We start from the raw sequence: 16,317 nt of genomic DNA, 5'->3' as shown, positions 1-16,317 counted from the left end.
CATCTTCCGCTTCCGCGAAACCGCACTCAGGCCCCGGCTTCCGCCTCCAGCTTGGCGATGCGGTTGTCGTACATCTTGATGAACTCGGGACGACCCTGGTGGGCCACCTCGTAGGCGCGCAGGTCGCGCACCTGCTCGATGGTGAGCTTGCGCAGGCGGGCCCGGATCGACGGCAGGGTGAGCTCGTCGTAGGTCGGGACGGCCAGGTCCTCGACCGCGGGGGCGTTGCCCTTGCGAACCTTCTCCAGGACCTCGTCGCTGGCGACGGTGGTGTGCGCCTCGGCGGCGCTGAGCTCCTCGGCCAGCGCGGAGCCGTCCTCGGCGAGGTCGGCGGTGGCGGGGACGGAGGGTTCTTCCCGGATCTCCTCGACCAGCTTGGCGGCCTCGGTGGCGTCGGTGACCTCGGTGGTCTCGGTGGAGTCCGCCTCGGTGACGGGGATCGCCGTGGGAGCGGTGGCCTCGACGACCGGCTCGGGCTTCTCCTCGACCTCCACTTCGGCCTTCTCTTCGGTGGGCTTCTCCTGCTCCGGAGAAACCTCGGAGGTGGTCTCCACCTCGGCGCTCTCCTGCGCCGTGGTCTCGGACGCGGGGGCTTCGTCCTTCTTCTCCGGCTGCTCCGGAACGGTCGTGACGACCGGGTCCTTACGCCCGAAGATGCCCTTGATGAAGGAGGTCAGCTTCGTGGCGATGGTCGGGTTCGACATAGGACGGGGGCTCCTGATGCTCTCGGCGTTGGGCCGGCGGCGCGCGTCCAGCAAACCAGGCAAGGCCGAGTTGAGGGCGAACCGCCTCATAACTGATGCGATTGGTGAACCAGGATAGATGAGGGAGGATCACCATGAGCTGGCCGCAAGTGAACGATTTCGCCACGTCGCGGCCCAACCGGGTACGTTCTGTTGCGGCGACGTCACCTGGTCGTGGTCTCCACCATAGGCCTGACCCCGACGGTGCCGTATCCCACACCCGCTCCCACATCCCACGATCGCACCTAGGATGTATGCCATGACTGCGATGACGACTGCCACGAACCAACGTCGTGTGCTCCTGGCCAACCCCCGGGGCTACTGCGCCGGTGTCGACCGAGCGGTCATCACCGTCGAGAAAGCCCTTGAGCAGTACGGCGCCCCGATCTACGTGCGCAAACAGATCGTGCACAACACGCACGTCGTGCGCACCCTGGAGGAGCGCGGCGCGATCTTCGTGGAGGAGACCGAGGAGGTGCCCGAGGGCGCCATCGTCGTCTTCTCCGCGCACGGTGTATCGCCCGCCGTCCACGAGCAGGCCGAGAAGCGCCAACTCAAGACCATCGACGCCACGTGTCCACTGGTCACCAAGGTCCACAAGGAGGCGAAGCGATTCGCCGCCGAGGACCGCGACATCGTCCTCATCGGCCACATCGGCCATGAGGAGGTCGAGGGCACCAGCGGCCAGGCCCCCGAGCACATCCAGATCGTGGAGAGCCCGGACGAGGTCGACAAGGTCCAGGTCCGCGACCCGAACAACGTGTCCTGGTTGTCTCAGACCACCCTGTCGGTGGACGAGACCAACGAGACCGTGGACGCGCTGCGCAAGAAGTTCCCGAACCTGCTGGCTCCGCCCAGCGACGACATCTGCTACGCCACCTCCAACCGCCAGGACGCCGTCAAGGCCATGGCGCCCGAGTGCGAGCTGGTCATCGTGGTGGGTTCGGACAACTCGTCCAACTCCGTCCGCCTGGTCGAGGTCGCCCTCGACGCCGGCGCGAACGCCTCCTACCTGATCGACAACGCCACCCTCATGGAAGAGGCCTGGCTGGAGGGCGTCACCACCGTGGGTGTGACCAGTGGCGCGTCCGTCCCCGACATCCTGGTGCGCGAACTCCTCGACAAGCTCTCCGCACACGGGTACGGATCCGTCACCCCGGTGACCACCGCCGAGGAGACCCTCACCTTCTCGCTGCCCAAGGAGCTGCGCCGCGACCTTCGCGCCGAGTAGCACCCGCGCCGAGAAACGACCCGTACGACGAACGGGCCCCGAGGAACCTCCGTGGTTCCTCGGGGCCCGTTTCGCGTGCGGGTCGTGGGCTGCACGAAGCCGAGGGTTCGAGCTCCCCCGATCACGAGGAGACACCACTTCGCCCGGTGGACGATCCACCGCCCACCGTTCCGGGAGTTCGTAAACCGGTGGCACCCGGAACACGAATGCCCGAGACTTCCACGCATGGTTTCGATACTGCAGAACGTGGCGATCGACTGTACGGACGCCTATGAACTGGCGCGGTTCTGGAGCGCGGTGACCGGCCGTCCCGTGCACCCGGAGAGCCGACCCGGCGATGAGGAGACCCTGGTGCTGTTGGCGGAGGGACCGGTGCTGCACTTCAACCAGGTGCCCGAGCCCAAGGAGATCAAGAACCGGATCCACCTGTGCCTGCGCCCGGAGACCACTCGGGAGCTGGAGGTGGAACGGCTGTTGGGGCTCGGCGCCACCTTCGTCGGCGACCACCGAGAGCCGGACGGCTCGGGGTGGGCGATCCTGGCCGACCCCGAGGGCAACGAGTTCTGCGTACTGCGCAGCGCCTCCGACCGGCGGGCCATGGAACACAGCCCCGACTAGGGATCAGGAGCCCTCGGGTTCCGTCTCCTCCTCGGAGGCCTCGTCGTCCTTCTCCGGGACGGGGTAGGTCTCCATGTGTTCGGCGAGGACGGCGAACTCGTCCAGGGAGGTACTGCCGGAGATGATCAGGGTCCGGTCGTCGCCGCGCTGGACGAGGGCGCCCCAGTCGTCGGCCTCGAACTGCTCCCACTCCCGGTCGGCGACCATGACGGAACCGACCGGTTCGGCGTCCTTGACGTGGTCGGCGATCACCTTGTCCGGGTCGGCGTCGCTCTGGGTCAGCATGGCGTGGCTGTCCTGCGGTGTCGCGAAGCCGATGCTCCACGACACCGGACCGGTCACGTCCAGGTGCGAGCTGGTGGGGGTCCACCCCCGCGGCATGTCCTCCGAGGGTGCGGTCACCTCGTAGTCGGCGGACTGACGCATCACCTCGATGTCCGGGCGGTAGTCCACGGTGGGGATGTTCTCGCCCGAACGCGTGGAGACAACGAAGGCCATCACCAGGAGGATTCCGACGACGACCCCGAGGGAGATGGCGTAGTTCTTGAAGGTGGCGTTGGCCCTGCTGTTCTCACTCATGACCTGTCCAGCTTGCCGCAGGTCTGGAGCCACTTCGACCCGGGGTCCCTCAAGCGGGGTCCGGGGTGGCGGGCCCCGGGGCCGCGGGGCTCTCCTGGCGACGGTTGCGGGGTTCCAGTTCTGTGAGCAGTCCGGTGATGTCGTCGGCGAGCTTGTGCGCGTCGATGTCGTCGCGGTAGACCACCTCGGCGACGGCCAACAGCATCGAACCGCTCACCACGATCAGCAGCGCCTCATCGACCGGTTCGTCGGCCTTGCGGAACAGCGCCACGTTGCGGTCGGTCCACTGGGTGAGCCGCGACCGCAGCTGGTAGTCGAAGCCGGGAGGCCCGTCGCCGCTGAAGAACAGCCGGGTGGTCTCCCGTTCCTCGATGGCGCCGAGCAGGTAGGCGTGGGCCGCGATGTTCATCAGCCGTGTGGGATCACTCTCACCATCGACGCGCGCCTCACGCACCGCCTGGTGGGTCCGCTCCTGTTGCCGCTGCTGGAACTCCTCGTACAGCGCCAGGTACAGGTCCGCCTTGCCGGTGAAGTGGTGGTAGAGGCTGCCCACGCTGGCACCCGCGACCGAGACGACCTCGCTGACACCCGCCTTCGCGAACCCCACCGTACGAAAGACCTGGGCCGCCGCCTTCAGTAGGGAGGTGCGGGTGGCCGCGCCTCGCGCGGAGGCCCGCGCGGGCTTGTCCGTCTTGTCCACTGTCACGCCCTCACTCCTGTCCGGGTCCCCGCCAGGGTAGACCGTTACGGGTCTTCGAGGTGCGGTCACGCCCCCATTGGACCCGCCCCACCCGCGATGACCAGGAAACACCCGGGGTGACTACCCTAAGACGTGAACTCCACCCTGTTCCCAGACGGAAGGTGTCACCTCCATGTCGCAGCCCGGCAGCCCGTCCACGCAGCACTCGGTACCCGACCGAAACCTCGCGCTGGAACTGGTCCGCGTCACCGAGACCGCCGCACTGGCCGCTGCCCGTTGGGTCGGTAAGGGCGACAAGATCGGGGCCGACGGTGCCGCCGTGCGCGGGATGCGCCACATGATCAGCACCGTGTCGATGAACGGCACCGTGGTGATCGGCGAGGGCGAGAAGGACAGCGCCCCCATGCTCTACAACGGCGAGCGTGTCGGCGACGGCGGTGGCCACGACTGGGACGTGGCGGTCGACCCGATCGACGGCACCACCCTGGCCGCCATGGGCATGCCCAACGCCATCGCGGTGATCGCGATGAGCCCGCGCAACACCATGTTCGACCCTTCCGCCGTGTTCTACATGGAGAAGCTGGCCACCGGCCCCGAGGCCGCCGACGTGGTGGACATCGCCGCGCCGGTCGCCGACAACATCGCCGCGGTGGCGCGGGCCAAGGGCAAGTCACCGCAGGACATCACGGTCGTCATCCTGGACCGTCCGCGCCACAAGCAGTTGGTGCAGGACGTTCGGGACGCGGGCGCGCGCATCAAGTTCATCAGTGACGGTGACGTGGCGGGCGCGATCATGGCGGCCCGTCCCGGGACGGGCGTGGACCTGATGCTGGGCATCGGTGGCACCCCGGAGGGCATCATCACGGCGTGCGCGATGAAGTGTCTGGGCGGCGTCATCCAGGGTCGGCTGTGGCCCAAGGACGACGAGGAGCGTCAGAAGGCGCTCGACGCCGGGCACGACCTGGACCGTGTCCTGCGCACGAACGACCTGGTCGCCTCCGACGACGTGTTCTTCGCCGCGACCGGCATCACCGAAGGCGAGATGGTGGACGGGGTGCGCTACGAGTCCACCGGTGTGATCACCGACTCACTGGTCATGCGCGGCCGCAGCGGCACCGTGCGTCAGGTGCGCAGCGAGCACCGGCTGAGCAAGCTCTCCGCCTACAGCGGTGTCGATCTGACCTCCGCCCCGGAGTAGGCCCGGACCCGCTCCCACGCCCGTCACCGGCGCCGCCTCGGCGGCGTCGGTGCTGTTCCCGGGGTTGTTCTCGGAACCTTCCGGTCTCCGGCCGCGTCTCAACGCACACTGGCCCCGCAGCCGGTGATCCCTTCTCAAGCACCATCCTCGTCGGAGGTCCGATGTCCTACCCTGATCCCTCGCAGCAGCCGCAGTGGCAGCCGCCGCAGCAACCGGGGCAGGTTTTCCCTCCGTCCCAGGGCCCCCAGCAGGGTTTCCCGCAGGGGCCGCCCCCGCAGGGGCCCGGCCAGGCCGGACCACCCTTCCCCGGTGGCCCGCAGGGTCCGGGTCAGCCTCCCTACGGCGGCCAGTACCAGGGCGCCCCGGTTCCGCCCGGTGGCGGTGGTGGTCGCCGTAAGTGGCTGATACCCGCGGCCGCCGTGACCGCCGTCGTCGTCATGGCCGGCACCGTGTGGGCGACCGTGTCGCTGGTGAACTTCGGTGGCCCCCAGCCCGAGTCCGTGCTGCCGGGCAATTCCGTCGCCTTCGCCAAGGCCGACCTCGACATCGACGGTTCCCAGGCCATGGACCTGCTGAGCTTCGTCGAAAAGCTCCCCGCCGAGGTCCGCGAGGAGATGGGCGACGTGGAGGAGGACGACACCTCGGCCCCCTTCGCCGAGGCCTTCGCCGATTCCTACGACCTGGACCCCTCCGAGGTCGAGGAGTGGATCGGGCAGAAGGTGGGCGCCGCCGCCTGGACCACCGACAACCCGGAGTTCGAGACCTACGATGGTGCGGCCTACGGGATCGCCCTGGCGGTGAACGACGCCGGAGCCGCCGAGGAGCAGTTCTCCGAGCTGTCCGAGTCCCACGACGTCGAGTACACGATGGTCGACGACTTCGTGGTGTTCACCGACCTGACCGGCGGGATCGAAGACTACAACGACCAGATGTCGGCCAACGGCGACCTGGAGGGCAACGACACCTACAGCGGTGACCTGGACGGGGTGCCCAGCGGCAGCATCGCCCTGGCCTGGGCCGACCTGAGCGCCCTGGGCCAGATCAGCACCATCGAACAGGATCTGGCCACCGAGTTCGGCACCACCGGATCCCTCCAGGGCCGGATGACCGCCTCCTTCCGGGTCACCGGCGACTACCTGGAGGCGCGGATGGACGTGTTCGGCTTCGAGGTCGAGGGCACCGACGTGAGTTGGTTGGCGGAGGGGTCCGGGGCGAGTCTGGACGCCGTCGGCGCGCTGCCGGCGAACTCGACCGTGGCGCTGGGCGGCAGCGGCTTGGACCAGATGTTGAGCACCGCCTGGGAGAACGACGAACTGCCGCTGCTCGACGAGCAGGACCGCCAGGACATGGAGGCGGACATGAACTCCATCGGCGCCCCGTTGCCGGAAGGGTTCACCTCCCTGCTCGGCGGCTCCACCGCCGTCGGTCTGTCCGACTTCGACACGAGCGGGATGGGCGGTTACGGCTCCACCACCGACCCGACCGTCGTGTTCCGTGCCGTGGGCGGTGACGCCGCCGCGCTGAACTCGTTCGTCGACGAGGTCGTGGCGAACCCCTACGCCTCCGGTCCGGCCCCGACGGTGAGCGAGGACGGCGACGCCGTGGTCGTCAGCACCGGAAACCCCGGCAGCGGTGTGCTCGCCGACGACGAGGTCTTCCAGCAGACCATGGCCGAGATGGACGACGCCGTGATGGCCGCCTACGTGGACATGCGTCAGGCCGTCACCACCGACGACGTCCAGTCTCCCGAGCAGTGGGGCGCGCTCGGCATGGGACTGAGCGTGTCCGAGGGCGGCGAGCGTGCCGTGGTCGAGTTGCGTTGGGCGCCCACCGGGTCCTGACCCATATCGACGGATGAATCGCGGGACGGCGCGGCGAGGAGGGTTCCTCGCCGCGCCGTCGGCGTTTCAGTCCACGACCCGGCGGCGCATCTGGAACGCGGCCAGGTTCCACATCAGATACGCGAACCCGGCCAGGACGGCCACGTGCAGCAGGGCCATCCCGGGCCCCAGCCCTCCGAATACGGCACCACGGATGAGTTCGACCGCGTGGAAGAGCGGGTTGGCCATGGCCGCGGCCTGCACCCAGGCGGGCAGCTCGGTGATCGGGAAGAACGTCCCGGCCACCAGGAACAACGGGGTGAACAGGCCGCTGAACACGTAGTCCATGGAACGCACCGAGGTGATCACCGCGGAGATCCAGATACCGAAGAGCGCGAAGGCGAACCCGGCGAGGAAGGCGACGAAGGGCACCAGCAGCATGCCGGGGCCAGGACGCAGGCCGAAGCCGATGGCGACGAGCAGCGGCACGCAGCCGTAGACGCCGGAGCGCAGGGCCAGCCACAACGCTTCCCCGGTGACCAACTCGCGCACGTCGACCGGTGCGGCGAGGATGCCCTCGTAGGTGTGCAGGAAGCGGCGTTTGATGAAGGTGTTGATGACCGCGGGCATCATCGACTGGAACATCACCGACACGGCGACGATGCCGGTGCCGAGGAAGTCGATGTAACTGAACCCCGCGAGAGTGCCGATCAGGGCGCCCATGCCGAAGCCGAAGCACAGCAGGTACAGCGTGGGTTCGACGATCGCGGCGAAGGTGGTGGCCCGCCAGGACCGACCGTAGAGGATCCACTCGCGGGCGACCACGCCCAGGACCGCGTCGGTCTCGAAGCGGCCGGGACGGGCGTGATGCTCGGGCCTGGCGTCCGCGCGTTGTTGTCGTGTCGGGCTCATGCGACCCCCTCCCCCGTCAGGGTCACGAAGACGTCCTCCAGGTTGGCGGCGCGCCGTTCGGGTTCGCCGAGTCGGTCCCGCAGGGAGTCGGGGAGTTCCTCGGCGCGCAGGACGGACAGGCTGGTACCGGTACGTCGGGTGTCGAAGCCCTGTGCCCGGACCAGGGTCTCCAGTTCGGAGATACCGCCCGATCCTTGGGGGGTGTACTCCTCCACGGTGGTGCCGGCGTACTTGGCGACGAGGTCGACCGGGGTGCCGCGTTCGACGACACGTCCCTTGGCCATGAGGGCGACCTCGTCGGAGAGGCGTTCGGCCTCTTCGATGTAGTGGGTGGACATCAGGACGGTGACGCCCTCGTCGCGCAGCGCGGAGATGACGCCCCACAGGTCCTGACGCACCTGTGGGTCGAGGCCGACGGTGGGTTCGTCCATGAGGACGAGTTCGGGGCGGTGCAGCAGGGCTCGGACGATGAGCAGTCGGCGGCGCATGCCCCCGGACAGGTCGTCGACGGGGGTGTCGGCGCGGTCGCTCAGTTGGGCCAGGCGCAGGGTGCGTTCGATGGCCTCGCGACGTTGTCGGCGCGGGACCCGGTACAGGAACGAGAACATGCGCAGGTTCTGCTCGACGGTGAGTTCCTCGTCGAGGTTGTCGTGTTGGGGGACGACGCCCATGCGGGCGCGGGCCCACTTGGACTCGGCGGGGATCTCGTGGTCGAGGATCCTGATCGTGCCCTCGTCGGCGATCGCCTGTGCGGTGAGCATCTTCATGGTGGTGGACTTGCCCGCCCCGTTGGGGCCGAGCAGCCCGAGCACGATCCCTCGGGGGACTTCGAGGTCGAGGCCGTCGACGGCGGTGAGGGCGCCGAAGCGTTTGACGACTCCGCTCAGCCGGATCGCCGGTACGTGGCGTCCGGGGTCTGGTGTGGTCATGGGAACACGGTAGGAAAATCTCGACCCGGATCTCCACTGGTTTTCCGAGTGGATTACGCGCCTGTTCTCAACGGGATTCGACCATTACGAAAGAAGGGCACCATCGCCCTTTAGGGACACTCTGCCACGGCTTGGGACGGCATCCCACGGTCAACCGAAAACAAACATTACTGATCACCGATGTACCCGTCAAACCCCCAGGCCAGAGCACTTTTATCGGCAAAACCTTCCTTTTCGGAATCATGTCTGTATAGTCGCCACCCACACCTTTCGGACGGGCTGGAACCCCCGTGGTCCCCACGCTCACGGGCTGTCCGAAAGGTGGTCCCTCCAGCCCGGACGACCGTGCGGGTTCGCGACCCGCACGGCCCCCCGCCTGTCCACGACTTGAGGAGAACCCCCGATGAGGTTCGGACGACTCGCCCGTTCCGCCGCCGTCCTGGTGGCCGCCCCCATCGCCGTCACCGGTCTGGTGACCGCGCCGGCCCAGGCCCACGGAACCCTGGGCGACCCGATCAGCCGGATCGCCGCCTGCTACGCCGAGGGGCCCGAGAACCCTCGGTCCCAGATGTGCGTCCGCCTCGTGGAGGAGAACGGCACCCAACCGCTCTATGACTGGCACGAGGTCAACCTCGCCAACGCCGACGGACGGCACCGCGAGATCATCCCCGACGGTGAACTGTGCAGCGCCGGACGGGACAAGTACTCCGCGCTGGACAACCCTGGTGACTGGGCGAGCACCGCCGTCACCGAGCTGCCCTCCGGATCCGAGTACACCTTCGACTACACGGCGGCCGTCCCCCACGCCGGCTACATCGAGTACTACGTCACCACCGATGACTGGGACCCGGGCACTCCCCTGACCTGGGACGAGCTGGAGTCCGAGCCGTTCGCCGTGGACGACCAGCCGGCCGCCGAGGACGGCGGCTACACCATGACGGCCCGACTGCCGCAGAAGAGCGGGCAGCACCTCATCTACACGATCTGGCAGCGCACCGACAGCCCCGAGGCGTTCTACAGCTGCTCCGACGTCACCTTCGGTGGTGAGGGCGACGCGGTGACCACCGCCGCAGAGGAGACCGAGGCGTTCACCGTGGACCCGGCCGCCCAGGAGGCGCTGGACCACGCCCACGCCGACCACGCCGCCGAGACGCCGGCCGAAGAGGAGGTCCAGGGCGAAGAGCCCGAGGCCGTCGAGGAGCCCGCCGAGGAGAAGGTGGAGGAGTCCGACGAGGCGGCCACCACCGACCACGGCACGCACGCCTCCGGCGGCGGCGAACTGGCCGAGACCGGCACCGCCATCACCGGCCTGTTCGTCACCGCCATCGCCCTGATGGCCGCCGGCGCGGGCGCCCTGCACCTGGCCCGCAAGCGCCGAGGCGTCGTCTGACGATCGGGGCCGGGCGGGCCCGTGGCCGCGACGTCGTCACGGCCGCGGGCCCGACGGGGAAAATCCGTTGCGGGAGACGGAGGGACATGGCTAACGTCGAGGCGTCGGATCGGAACACGGACTCGATCCGGGGCCAGACTCCCCGGACGTTAGGACAGGTGGGTATGCCCCGGAACGCGCCGAGCGCGCCTCACAGCCGCGCGGGCCTGAGCCTGCCCCGAGTCCCCTCGGCCGGCTGAGCCGGAACCCGCCCCACGTCGAGACCCGCTCGGCACTCTTGCTGATCCCAAGCACGTCCTCTCAGCAAGGAGTTCCCGGGTGTCCAACACCGAACCCGACTTCATCTGTGTCCACTGTGGTCTGACCATGTCCGCCCTGACCCCCGAGGGCGACGAACGCGACCACTGCTCCGGTTGCCTGACCTCCCGGCACGTCCACGACCAGCACGACGGCGGCGTCTCCGACTGCGCCGGACGCATGACACCCCTGTCCGTCGTGGTCCCCGCCGACGGCCGATGGCGTCTGGTCCACCGCTGCGTGGACTGCGCCGAACTGTCCGAGGGCCTCGTCTCCGGCGACGACGGCCCACTCCCGCTCATGCGGATCGCCGTGCGGCCACTGGCCGAACCGCCGTTCCCGCTCGAACTCCTCGGGCGGGTGTGAGCATGGGCCGGCGCAACCACCGCGAACCCCGGCGACCGCAACGCCGCAAGACCGTGCTGCGCGCGCGGGGTGAACAAGGGCGTCGCGCCGGCCCGGAGGCGGAGTCCTTCCGCTGTGCCGGGTGCCGGCTCGACGTGCCCGCCCACGCGGTCGGCTCCGCCCATCGCAACCACTGTCCGCACTGTCTGACCAGCCTGCACGTCGACGGCCGGGTCCCCGGTGACCGCGCCGCCGACTGCCGGGGCCGGATGAGCGCGGCCGGGGTCTTCGCCCGTCCGGACGGTGAGTGGATGCTCATCCACCGGTGCGCGTCCTGTGGCGGGTTGAGCGCCAACCGGATCGCGGGTGACGACAACGCCCGGGCCCTGGTCCGGTTGGCGGTGCGGCCGCTGGCGGCGTCGGAGGCGGCCCGCCGGGCCCTGGCCCACCTGTGATCGACACGGCGCACCCATGACCTGCACCGATGTCAACATGACACGTGCAACACCGTGAACCCCGGGTGAGGTGCGTCGTGTTCTCACGGGTCTGGCAGGCTTGACTTCACAGGTTTTCCCAGGAGAGATGGGTTGTCATGAGTGAGTTCCGTATCGAGCACGACTCGATGGGTGAGGTCAAGGTCCCGGCTGCCGCCAAGTGGCGGGCACAGACCCAGCGTGCCGTCGAGAACTTCCCGATCTCGGGACAGGGGCTGGAGAACGCCCACATCGCCGCTCTCGGCCAGATCAAGGCCGCCGCCGCCAAGGTCAACGCCGAACTCGGCGTGATCTCCGACGACCTCGGCAAGGCCATTCGCGACGCCGCCCTGGAGGTGGCCGACGGCAAGTGGAACGACGAGTTCCCGATCGACGTCTTCCAGACCGGTTCGGGCACCTCCAGCAACATGAACACCAACGAGGTCGTGGCCACGGTCGCCAAGGAGCGCACCGGCCTGGACGTTCACCCGAACGACCACGTCAACGCCTCCCAGTCGTCCAACGACGTCTTCCCCTCCTCCATCCACATCGCCGCCACCTCGGCCGTGCGGAACGAGCTGATCCCGGCCCTGCGCCACCTGGAGGGCGAACTCACCCGCAAGTCGAACGAGTTCGCCTCCGTGGTCAAGAGCGGTCGCACCCACCTGATGGACGCCACCCCGGTCACCCTGGGCCAGGAGTTCGCCGGGTTCGCCGCGCAGGTCCGCTACGGTGTCGAGCGCATCGAGGCCGTCCTGCCGCGCGTGGCCGAGCTCCCGCTGGGCGGCACCGCCGTCGGCACCGGCATCAACACCCCGGAGGGCTTCGCGGCCCGGGTCATCGCGGAGATCGCCGAGAACACCGGTCTGCCGCTGACCGAGGCCCGGGACCACTTCGAGGCGCAGGGCGCCCGTGACGCTCTGGTCGAGCTCTCCGGCCAGCTGCGGACCATCGCGATCGGCTACTGCAAGATCGCCAACGACATCCGCTGGATGGGTTCGGGCCCGACCACCGGTCTGTCCGAGATCTTCCTGCCCGACCTGCAGCCGGGTTCCTCGATCATGCCGGGCAAGGTCAACCCGGTACTGTGCGAGGCCATGCTCCAGGTCTCCTCGCAGGTGGTGGGCAACGACGCCGCGGTGGCCTTCGGCGGCGCCTCCGGCAACTTCGAGCTCAACGTGCAGCTGCCGATGATCGCCCGCAACGTGCTTGAGTCGATCCGTCTGCTGGCCAACGTCTCCACGGTCTTCGCCGACCGCTGTGTGGCCGGTATCGAGGCCAACGAGGAGCAGTGCCGGGTCTACGCCGAGTCCTCCCCCTCGATCGTCACCCCCCTCAACCGCTACATCGGCTACGAGGAGGCCTCCAAGGTCGCCAAGCAGTCGCTGGCCGAGAAGAAGACCATCCGCGAGGTGGTCCTGGAGCGCGGGTACGTCAAGGACGGCAAGCTCACCGAGGAGCAGCTCGACGCCGCCCTCGACGTCCTGAAGATGACCAACTCCCAGTAGGTCGCCGCCGGGACCCACGTCCGGGCACCTCGCTTCGGCGGGGTGCCCCTCGCACGCCAGGAACCCCTCCGCCCCCGACGACGTCGGACGATCGAGGCAGAACACCCCCGTCCCCGGCTTCCCCGGCCCTCTTCGAGAGAGCGACAGATGTCGAGTAACAGCGAACAACGCATCGCCGACCGCTACGTCCTGCGCCGTGAACTCGGCCGGGGCGGCATGGGCATCGTCTGGGAGGCGTACGACACCGCCCTCGATCGTGTCGTGGCCATCAAACAGGTGCTGTTGCCCGGACACTTCACCGACGCCGAACGCGACGACGCGCACGCGCGGGTGCGCCGCGAGGCGCGGTCGGCGGCCCGGGTCAACCACCCCACCGTGATCACCATCCACGACGTCTTCGAGCACGAGCACGACCCGTGGGTGGTGATGGAACTCGTCGAGGGCGGTTCGCTACAGGAGACGCTCGCCGAGGAGGGCGCCCTGTCCCCGGATCGGGTGGCCGAGATCGCCGTCTCGCTGTTGGAGGCCGTGCGGGCCGCGGACGCGGCGGGCGTGCTGCACCGCGACATCAAGCCGGGCAACATCATGATGTCCGCCGACGGGCGGGTCATCCTCACCGACTTCGGCATCGCCACGGTGGAGGGCGGGCCGAGCATCACCCGGACCGGCGCGCTGATCGGATCGCCCGAATACATGCCGCCGGAGCGGTTGGAGGGCGCGCCCGCCGACCACCGAGGCGACCTGTGGAGCATCGGTGTGACCATGTACGCGGCGGTGGAGGGCTCCTCCCCGTTCCGCCGCGACTCCATCACGGCCGCGATCGCCGCAGTGATCTCCGCCCCCATGCCGCCGATGACGCGCGCGGGGTGGCTGGAACCGGTGATCTCGGGTCTGCTGGAGCGCGACCCCGAGCGCAGGTTCACCGTGGACCAGGCGCTCGGGTCGTTGACGGATCTCCGGTCCGGTTCGGCCGGTTCGGCGGGCGCCACCGCGGTCGCCGCCGCGGCCGGTGTGCCGAGCGGTCCCCAGGGGCCGGTGGCCGACTATTCCACCGACCCGCACCACGGCGGTGGCCACCATGGAAGCGGCGCCTACCCGAACGCCGCCGCCCACGCCGCCCCGGTCGCGCCCCCGCCTCCGCACGAACCCGGGCGCCGTTCCCGCAAGGGCCCGATGATCGCCATGTTCGCCGCCGCCGCGGCGCTGCTCCTGGTGGCCGGGTTCGTGCTGGTCGTGGCACTGCGATCCGACGAAACCCCGACCGACTCCGCCGCGGACTCCGAGAGCGGTCAGGAGTCCACCGGCGACCAAGGCGGCCAAGGGGAGCAGGGGGACCAGAACGATCAGGGCGGTGGGGAGGGCGCCGGGCAGAACGACGCACCGGCCGCCGCGGACGGGACCCCTCCCGAGTACGACGAGGACGACCTGTTGCGCTACGCCTCGGAGTGGTTCACCATCTCCTACCCCGGCGGCTGGGAGATCGGCTCGGAGGATCTGGAGAACTCCTACGCCTCCTTCGTCGCGCCCGGCCTGGAACACCAGATCGACGTGGAGGGCTGGGAGGAGACCGAGTTCACCGGGACGAGCGCGGAGTACCTTGCCCTATCCCAGGGCGGCACCGACATCGACGGGGACGTCACCCGTGACTACGAGGTCTTGGAGTCCGAGGACTTCGAGGGCGACGACTTCGAGGGCGGCCTCGCCGGCATGGACGTGGCGATGGTCGAGGCGGACCTGGTGAACGACACCTGGGACGACTCCGAGCGTCGCTTCTGGGCCTACTCGGTGATCATGAACGAGGGGGAGGAGCGGGTGTTCTACCTGGTCACGGTGAACGTGCCGCGGGCGCAGGCCGATGACTTCGACGAGGTGCACGAGGACGTGATCGAGACCTTCACTCCGTTGAAGTGACCCCGACGGCGACGGCCCCGTCCGGAAGGTGTTCGCCTTCCGGACGGGGCCGAAGTGTTCTCTGAGGGCTCGGAGGGAGCGCCGCCGGGTCAGTACCAGCCGACGGACTGGGAGTGGGCCCAAGCCTCACAGGGCGTGCCGTAGCGGCCCTTGATGTAGTCGATGCCCCAGGCGATCTGAGTCGCCGGGTTGGTCTGCCAGTCGTCGCCATGGGTGGCCATCTTGCTGCCGGGGAGCGACTGCGGAATCCCGTACGCACCAGAACTGGCGTTCTGGGCGGTGTGGTTCCAGTTGCTCTCCTTCTCCCAGAGCGGTTCCAGGCAGCCGTTGAACTCCTCGGCACCCCAGCCCTCATCGAGGACCATCTGCAGGGCGATGCCCTTGGGGTCCCCCTCGAACTCCGCCGGGACCTCTTCTTCTTCCTCTTCCTCCTGGATGGCGGAGCCGGTGGCCGAGGTGCTGACGACGCTGTTGCCCCGGGCGCTCTCGCGCCGTTCCTGGGCCTGCTCACGCCGGTTCTGGAGTTCGTCCTCGGACATCTGCTCGGAGGAGGAGAAGAAGTCCTCGTTCTCCTCGGAGCCGCTGTCGCCTTCGGATTCTGTGTCGGTCGCGGGTTCTTCGGTCCCGGGGACCGCGGCGCTCGCCGCCAGGTCCGGGTCCAGGCCGTCGTCCGCGAACGCGGAGACGGCGAACGTCGCGCCGGCGACCAGGGTCGCCGCACCGACCGCCGCGGTACTACGCAGCGACATTCGGTTGAGTAGCACGATTGCCTTTCCCAAAAGGGGGTTTAGGGCAGGGAAAAACCTATTAATACCAGTTGTTCGCCTGTGAGTGGGCCCAGGCCCCGCACGGAGTGCCGTAGCGGCCCTTGATGTAGTCGATGCCCCAGGCGATCTGAGTCGCCGGGTTGGTCTGCCAGTCGTCGCCATGGGTGGCCATCTTGCTGCCGGGGAGCGACTGCGGAATCCCGTACGCACCAGAACTGGCGTTCTGGGCGGTGTGGTTCCAGTTGCTCTCCTTCTCCCAGAGCGGCTCCAGGCAGCCGTTGAACTCCTCGGCACCCCAGCCCTCATCGAGGACCATCTGCAGGGCGATCTCCTTGGCCGAGCCGGTGGGGACCGACCCTCCGGAGGAACCGGAGGAGCTCGCGGAGCCGGAAGAGTCCTCGGAGGTGCTCTCGGGTTCCGGTTCGGGTTCCGGTTCTTGGATTTCACTGCCGGAGCCCGAGCCGGAACGCGACGAGTCGTCGACGGCCGCGCCGGCCAGCTCACGGGCCTCCTCGCGCCGGTCCTCAAGGTCCCGCTCGTCCTCGGGGGAAGGGCTGGCGAAGAAGTCGTCCGCCGCTTCGGTCTCGGCGGGGGTCTCCTCGGCTTCGGGGAGGGTGGCCGCCGAAGTGGCCTGATCCGGGTCGGGAGTTCCGGTGCCCGCGAAGGCGGAGACGGTGAACATACCGCCCGCGACCAGCGCCGCGGCGCCGACCGCGCTCATCTGGCGCAGAGAGATGCGGTGGAGTAGCAAGGTCGCCCTTTCACGTTGACGCACGCGTGCCCCGTTCGGAGCCTTCGCGTGGTGTGGGATGCCGCTGCAGGACCGCTCGGCCCTGGTGACCTGCGTGGAGGGGACGGAATCGCCGTTCGACCGACCACGGGCGGGGGCTCCCACA

General features: G+C 68.8%; 16 protein-coding genes. 9 read left to right on the top strand and 7 right to left on the bottom strand.

The window, feature by feature from the left end:
• Positions 1-26: 26 nt before the first annotated feature.
• On the bottom strand, positions 27-704 hold the full coding sequence (locus ACWGKS_RS02605) for a hypothetical protein (RefSeq protein WP_358508763.1): 678 nt from the start codon (positions 702-704) through the stop codon (positions 27-29).
• 298 nt (positions 705-1,002) lie between these two features.
• Between ACWGKS_RS02605 and ACWGKS_RS02600 the strand changes: the two genes are divergently transcribed.
• The gene (locus tag ACWGKS_RS02600) at positions 1,003-1,974 is read left to right on the top strand and encodes a 4-hydroxy-3-methylbut-2-enyl diphosphate reductase (RefSeq protein WP_358508765.1); all 972 of its coding nucleotides are present in this window, start codon (positions 1,003-1,005) and stop codon (positions 1,972-1,974) included.
• A gap of 225 nt (positions 1,975-2,199) precedes the next feature.
• A complete protein-coding gene (locus tag ACWGKS_RS02595; RefSeq protein ID WP_358508767.1) occupies positions 2,200-2,592 on the top strand; it encodes a VOC family protein in 393 nt (130 codons plus the stop codon).
• Positions 2,593-2,595: 3 nt separating this feature from the next.
• Here ACWGKS_RS02595 and ACWGKS_RS02590 read toward each other — a convergent pair whose 3' ends face one another.
• Together ACWGKS_RS02590 and ACWGKS_RS02585 are read right to left on the bottom strand one after the other, a co-directional pair.
• Entirely contained in the window at positions 2,596-3,171 is a 576-nt protein-coding gene (locus ACWGKS_RS02590) for a DUF4245 domain-containing protein (RefSeq protein ID WP_358508769.1), read from the bottom strand.
• Between the two features lie 49 nt (positions 3,172-3,220).
• Positions 3,221-3,871, bottom strand: a complete 651-nt coding sequence (locus ACWGKS_RS02585) for a TetR/AcrR family transcriptional regulator (protein ID WP_358508880.1) — start codon at positions 3,869-3,871, stop codon at positions 3,221-3,223.
• A gap of 172 nt (positions 3,872-4,043) precedes the next feature.
• Here ACWGKS_RS02585 and glpX point away from each other — a divergent pair, with 172 nt between their 5' ends.
• Both glpX and ACWGKS_RS02575 read left to right on the top strand, forming a co-directional pair.
• Positions 4,044-5,069, top strand: a complete 1,026-nt coding sequence (gene glpX, locus ACWGKS_RS02580) for a class II fructose-bisphosphatase (protein ID WP_358508771.1) — start codon at positions 4,044-4,046, stop codon at positions 5,067-5,069.
• A gap of 161 nt (positions 5,070-5,230) precedes the next feature.
• Entirely contained in the window at positions 5,231-6,910 is a 1,680-nt protein-coding gene (locus tag ACWGKS_RS02575) for a hypothetical protein (RefSeq protein ID WP_358508773.1), read from the top strand.
• Between the two features lie 66 nt (positions 6,911-6,976).
• Here ACWGKS_RS02575 and ACWGKS_RS02570 read toward each other — a convergent pair whose 3' ends face one another.
• Both ACWGKS_RS02570 and ACWGKS_RS02565 read right to left on the bottom strand, forming a co-directional pair.
• Complete coding sequence (locus ACWGKS_RS02570) at positions 6,977-7,801, bottom strand: ABC transporter permease (protein ID WP_358508775.1); 825 nt, start codon at positions 7,799-7,801, stop codon at positions 6,977-6,979.
• On the bottom strand, positions 7,798-8,730 hold the full coding sequence (locus ACWGKS_RS02565) for an ABC transporter ATP-binding protein (protein ID WP_358508777.1): 933 nt from the start codon (positions 8,728-8,730) through the stop codon (positions 7,798-7,800). The genes ACWGKS_RS02570 and ACWGKS_RS02565 overlap by 4 nt, the downstream gene beginning before the upstream one ends.
• Positions 8,731-9,133: 403 nt before the next feature.
• Here ACWGKS_RS02565 and ACWGKS_RS02560 point away from each other — a divergent pair, with 403 nt between their 5' ends.
• The 5 genes from ACWGKS_RS02560 (at position 9,134) to ACWGKS_RS02540 (ending at position 14,654) form a co-directional block, all read left to right on the top strand.
• Positions 9,134-10,120 (top strand): lytic polysaccharide monooxygenase auxiliary activity family 9 protein, encoded by a 987-nt coding sequence (locus ACWGKS_RS02560; RefSeq protein WP_358508779.1) that lies wholly within the window; start codon positions 9,134-9,136, stop codon positions 10,118-10,120.
• A 318-nt stretch (positions 10,121-10,438) separates the two neighbouring features.
• Complete coding sequence (locus ACWGKS_RS02555) at positions 10,439-10,783, top strand: RNHCP domain-containing protein (RefSeq protein WP_358508781.1); 345 nt, start codon at positions 10,439-10,441, stop codon at positions 10,781-10,783.
• Positions 10,784-10,785: 2 nt separating this feature from the next.
• A complete protein-coding gene (locus ACWGKS_RS02550) occupies positions 10,786-11,217 on the top strand; it encodes an RNHCP domain-containing protein (protein WP_358508783.1) in 432 nt (143 codons plus the stop codon).
• A gap of 137 nt (positions 11,218-11,354) precedes the next feature.
• A complete protein-coding gene (locus tag ACWGKS_RS02545) occupies positions 11,355-12,743 on the top strand; it encodes a class II fumarate hydratase (RefSeq protein WP_358508785.1) in 1,389 nt (462 codons plus the stop codon).
• A 147-nt stretch (positions 12,744-12,890) separates the two neighbouring features.
• Entirely contained in the window at positions 12,891-14,654 is a 1,764-nt protein-coding gene (locus tag ACWGKS_RS02540; protein WP_358508787.1) for a serine/threonine-protein kinase, read from the top strand.
• 89 nt (positions 14,655-14,743) lie between these two features.
• On the opposite strand, the gene ACWGKS_RS02535 is transcribed toward ACWGKS_RS02540, so the two are convergent.
• A complete protein-coding gene (locus ACWGKS_RS02535; protein ID WP_358508789.1) occupies positions 14,744-15,403 on the bottom strand; it encodes an aggregation-promoting factor C-terminal-like domain-containing protein in 660 nt (219 codons plus the stop codon).
• A gap of 58 nt (positions 15,404-15,461) precedes the next feature.
• Positions 15,462-16,172, bottom strand: a complete 711-nt coding sequence (locus tag ACWGKS_RS02530) for an aggregation-promoting factor C-terminal-like domain-containing protein (protein ID WP_358508882.1) — start codon at positions 16,170-16,172, stop codon at positions 15,462-15,464.
• Positions 16,173-16,317 lie beyond the last annotated feature (145 nt).

Source organism: Nocardiopsis sp. NPDC055879 (genome assembly GCF_053615935.1).
This window is presented reverse-complemented; position numbering and strand designations above follow the sequence as displayed.

Excerpts from the sequence above, each read along its gene's own strand:
- ACWGKS_RS02600 (WP_358508765.1), top strand. The coding sequence starts at position 1,003 with ATGACTGCGATGACGACTGCCACGAACCAACGTCGTGTGCTCCTGGCC.
- glpX (WP_358508771.1), top strand. The coding sequence starts at position 4,044 with ATGTCGCAGCCCGGCAGCCCGTCCACGCAGCACTCGGTACCCGACCGA.
- ACWGKS_RS02535 (WP_358508789.1), bottom strand. The coding sequence starts at position 15,403 with ATGTCGCTGCGTAGTACCGCGGCGGTCGGTGCGGCGACCCTGGTCGCC.
- ACWGKS_RS02550 (WP_358508783.1), top strand. The coding sequence starts at position 10,786 with ATGGGCCGGCGCAACCACCGCGAACCCCGGCGACCGCAACGCCGCAAG.
- ACWGKS_RS02570 (WP_358508775.1), bottom strand. The coding sequence starts at position 7,801 with ATGAGCCCGACACGACAACAACGCGCGGACGCCAGGCCCGAGCATCAC.
- ACWGKS_RS02575 (WP_358508773.1), top strand. The coding sequence starts at position 5,231 with ATGTCCTACCCTGATCCCTCGCAGCAGCCGCAGTGGCAGCCGCCGCAG.
- ACWGKS_RS02565 (WP_358508777.1), bottom strand. The coding sequence starts at position 8,730 with ATGACCACACCAGACCCCGGACGCCACGTACCGGCGATCCGGCTGAGC.
- ACWGKS_RS02605 (WP_358508763.1), bottom strand. The coding sequence starts at position 704 with ATGTCGAACCCGACCATCGCCACGAAGCTGACCTCCTTCATCAAGGGC.
- ACWGKS_RS02560 (WP_358508779.1), top strand. The coding sequence starts at position 9,134 with ATGAGGTTCGGACGACTCGCCCGTTCCGCCGCCGTCCTGGTGGCCGCC.
- ACWGKS_RS02540 (WP_358508787.1), top strand. The coding sequence starts at position 12,891 with ATGTCGAGTAACAGCGAACAACGCATCGCCGACCGCTACGTCCTGCGC.
- ACWGKS_RS02590 (WP_358508769.1), bottom strand. The coding sequence starts at position 3,171 with ATGAGTGAGAACAGCAGGGCCAACGCCACCTTCAAGAACTACGCCATC.
- ACWGKS_RS02595 (WP_358508767.1), top strand. The coding sequence starts at position 2,200 with ATGGTTTCGATACTGCAGAACGTGGCGATCGACTGTACGGACGCCTAT.
- ACWGKS_RS02545 (WP_358508785.1), top strand. The coding sequence starts at position 11,355 with ATGAGTGAGTTCCGTATCGAGCACGACTCGATGGGTGAGGTCAAGGTC.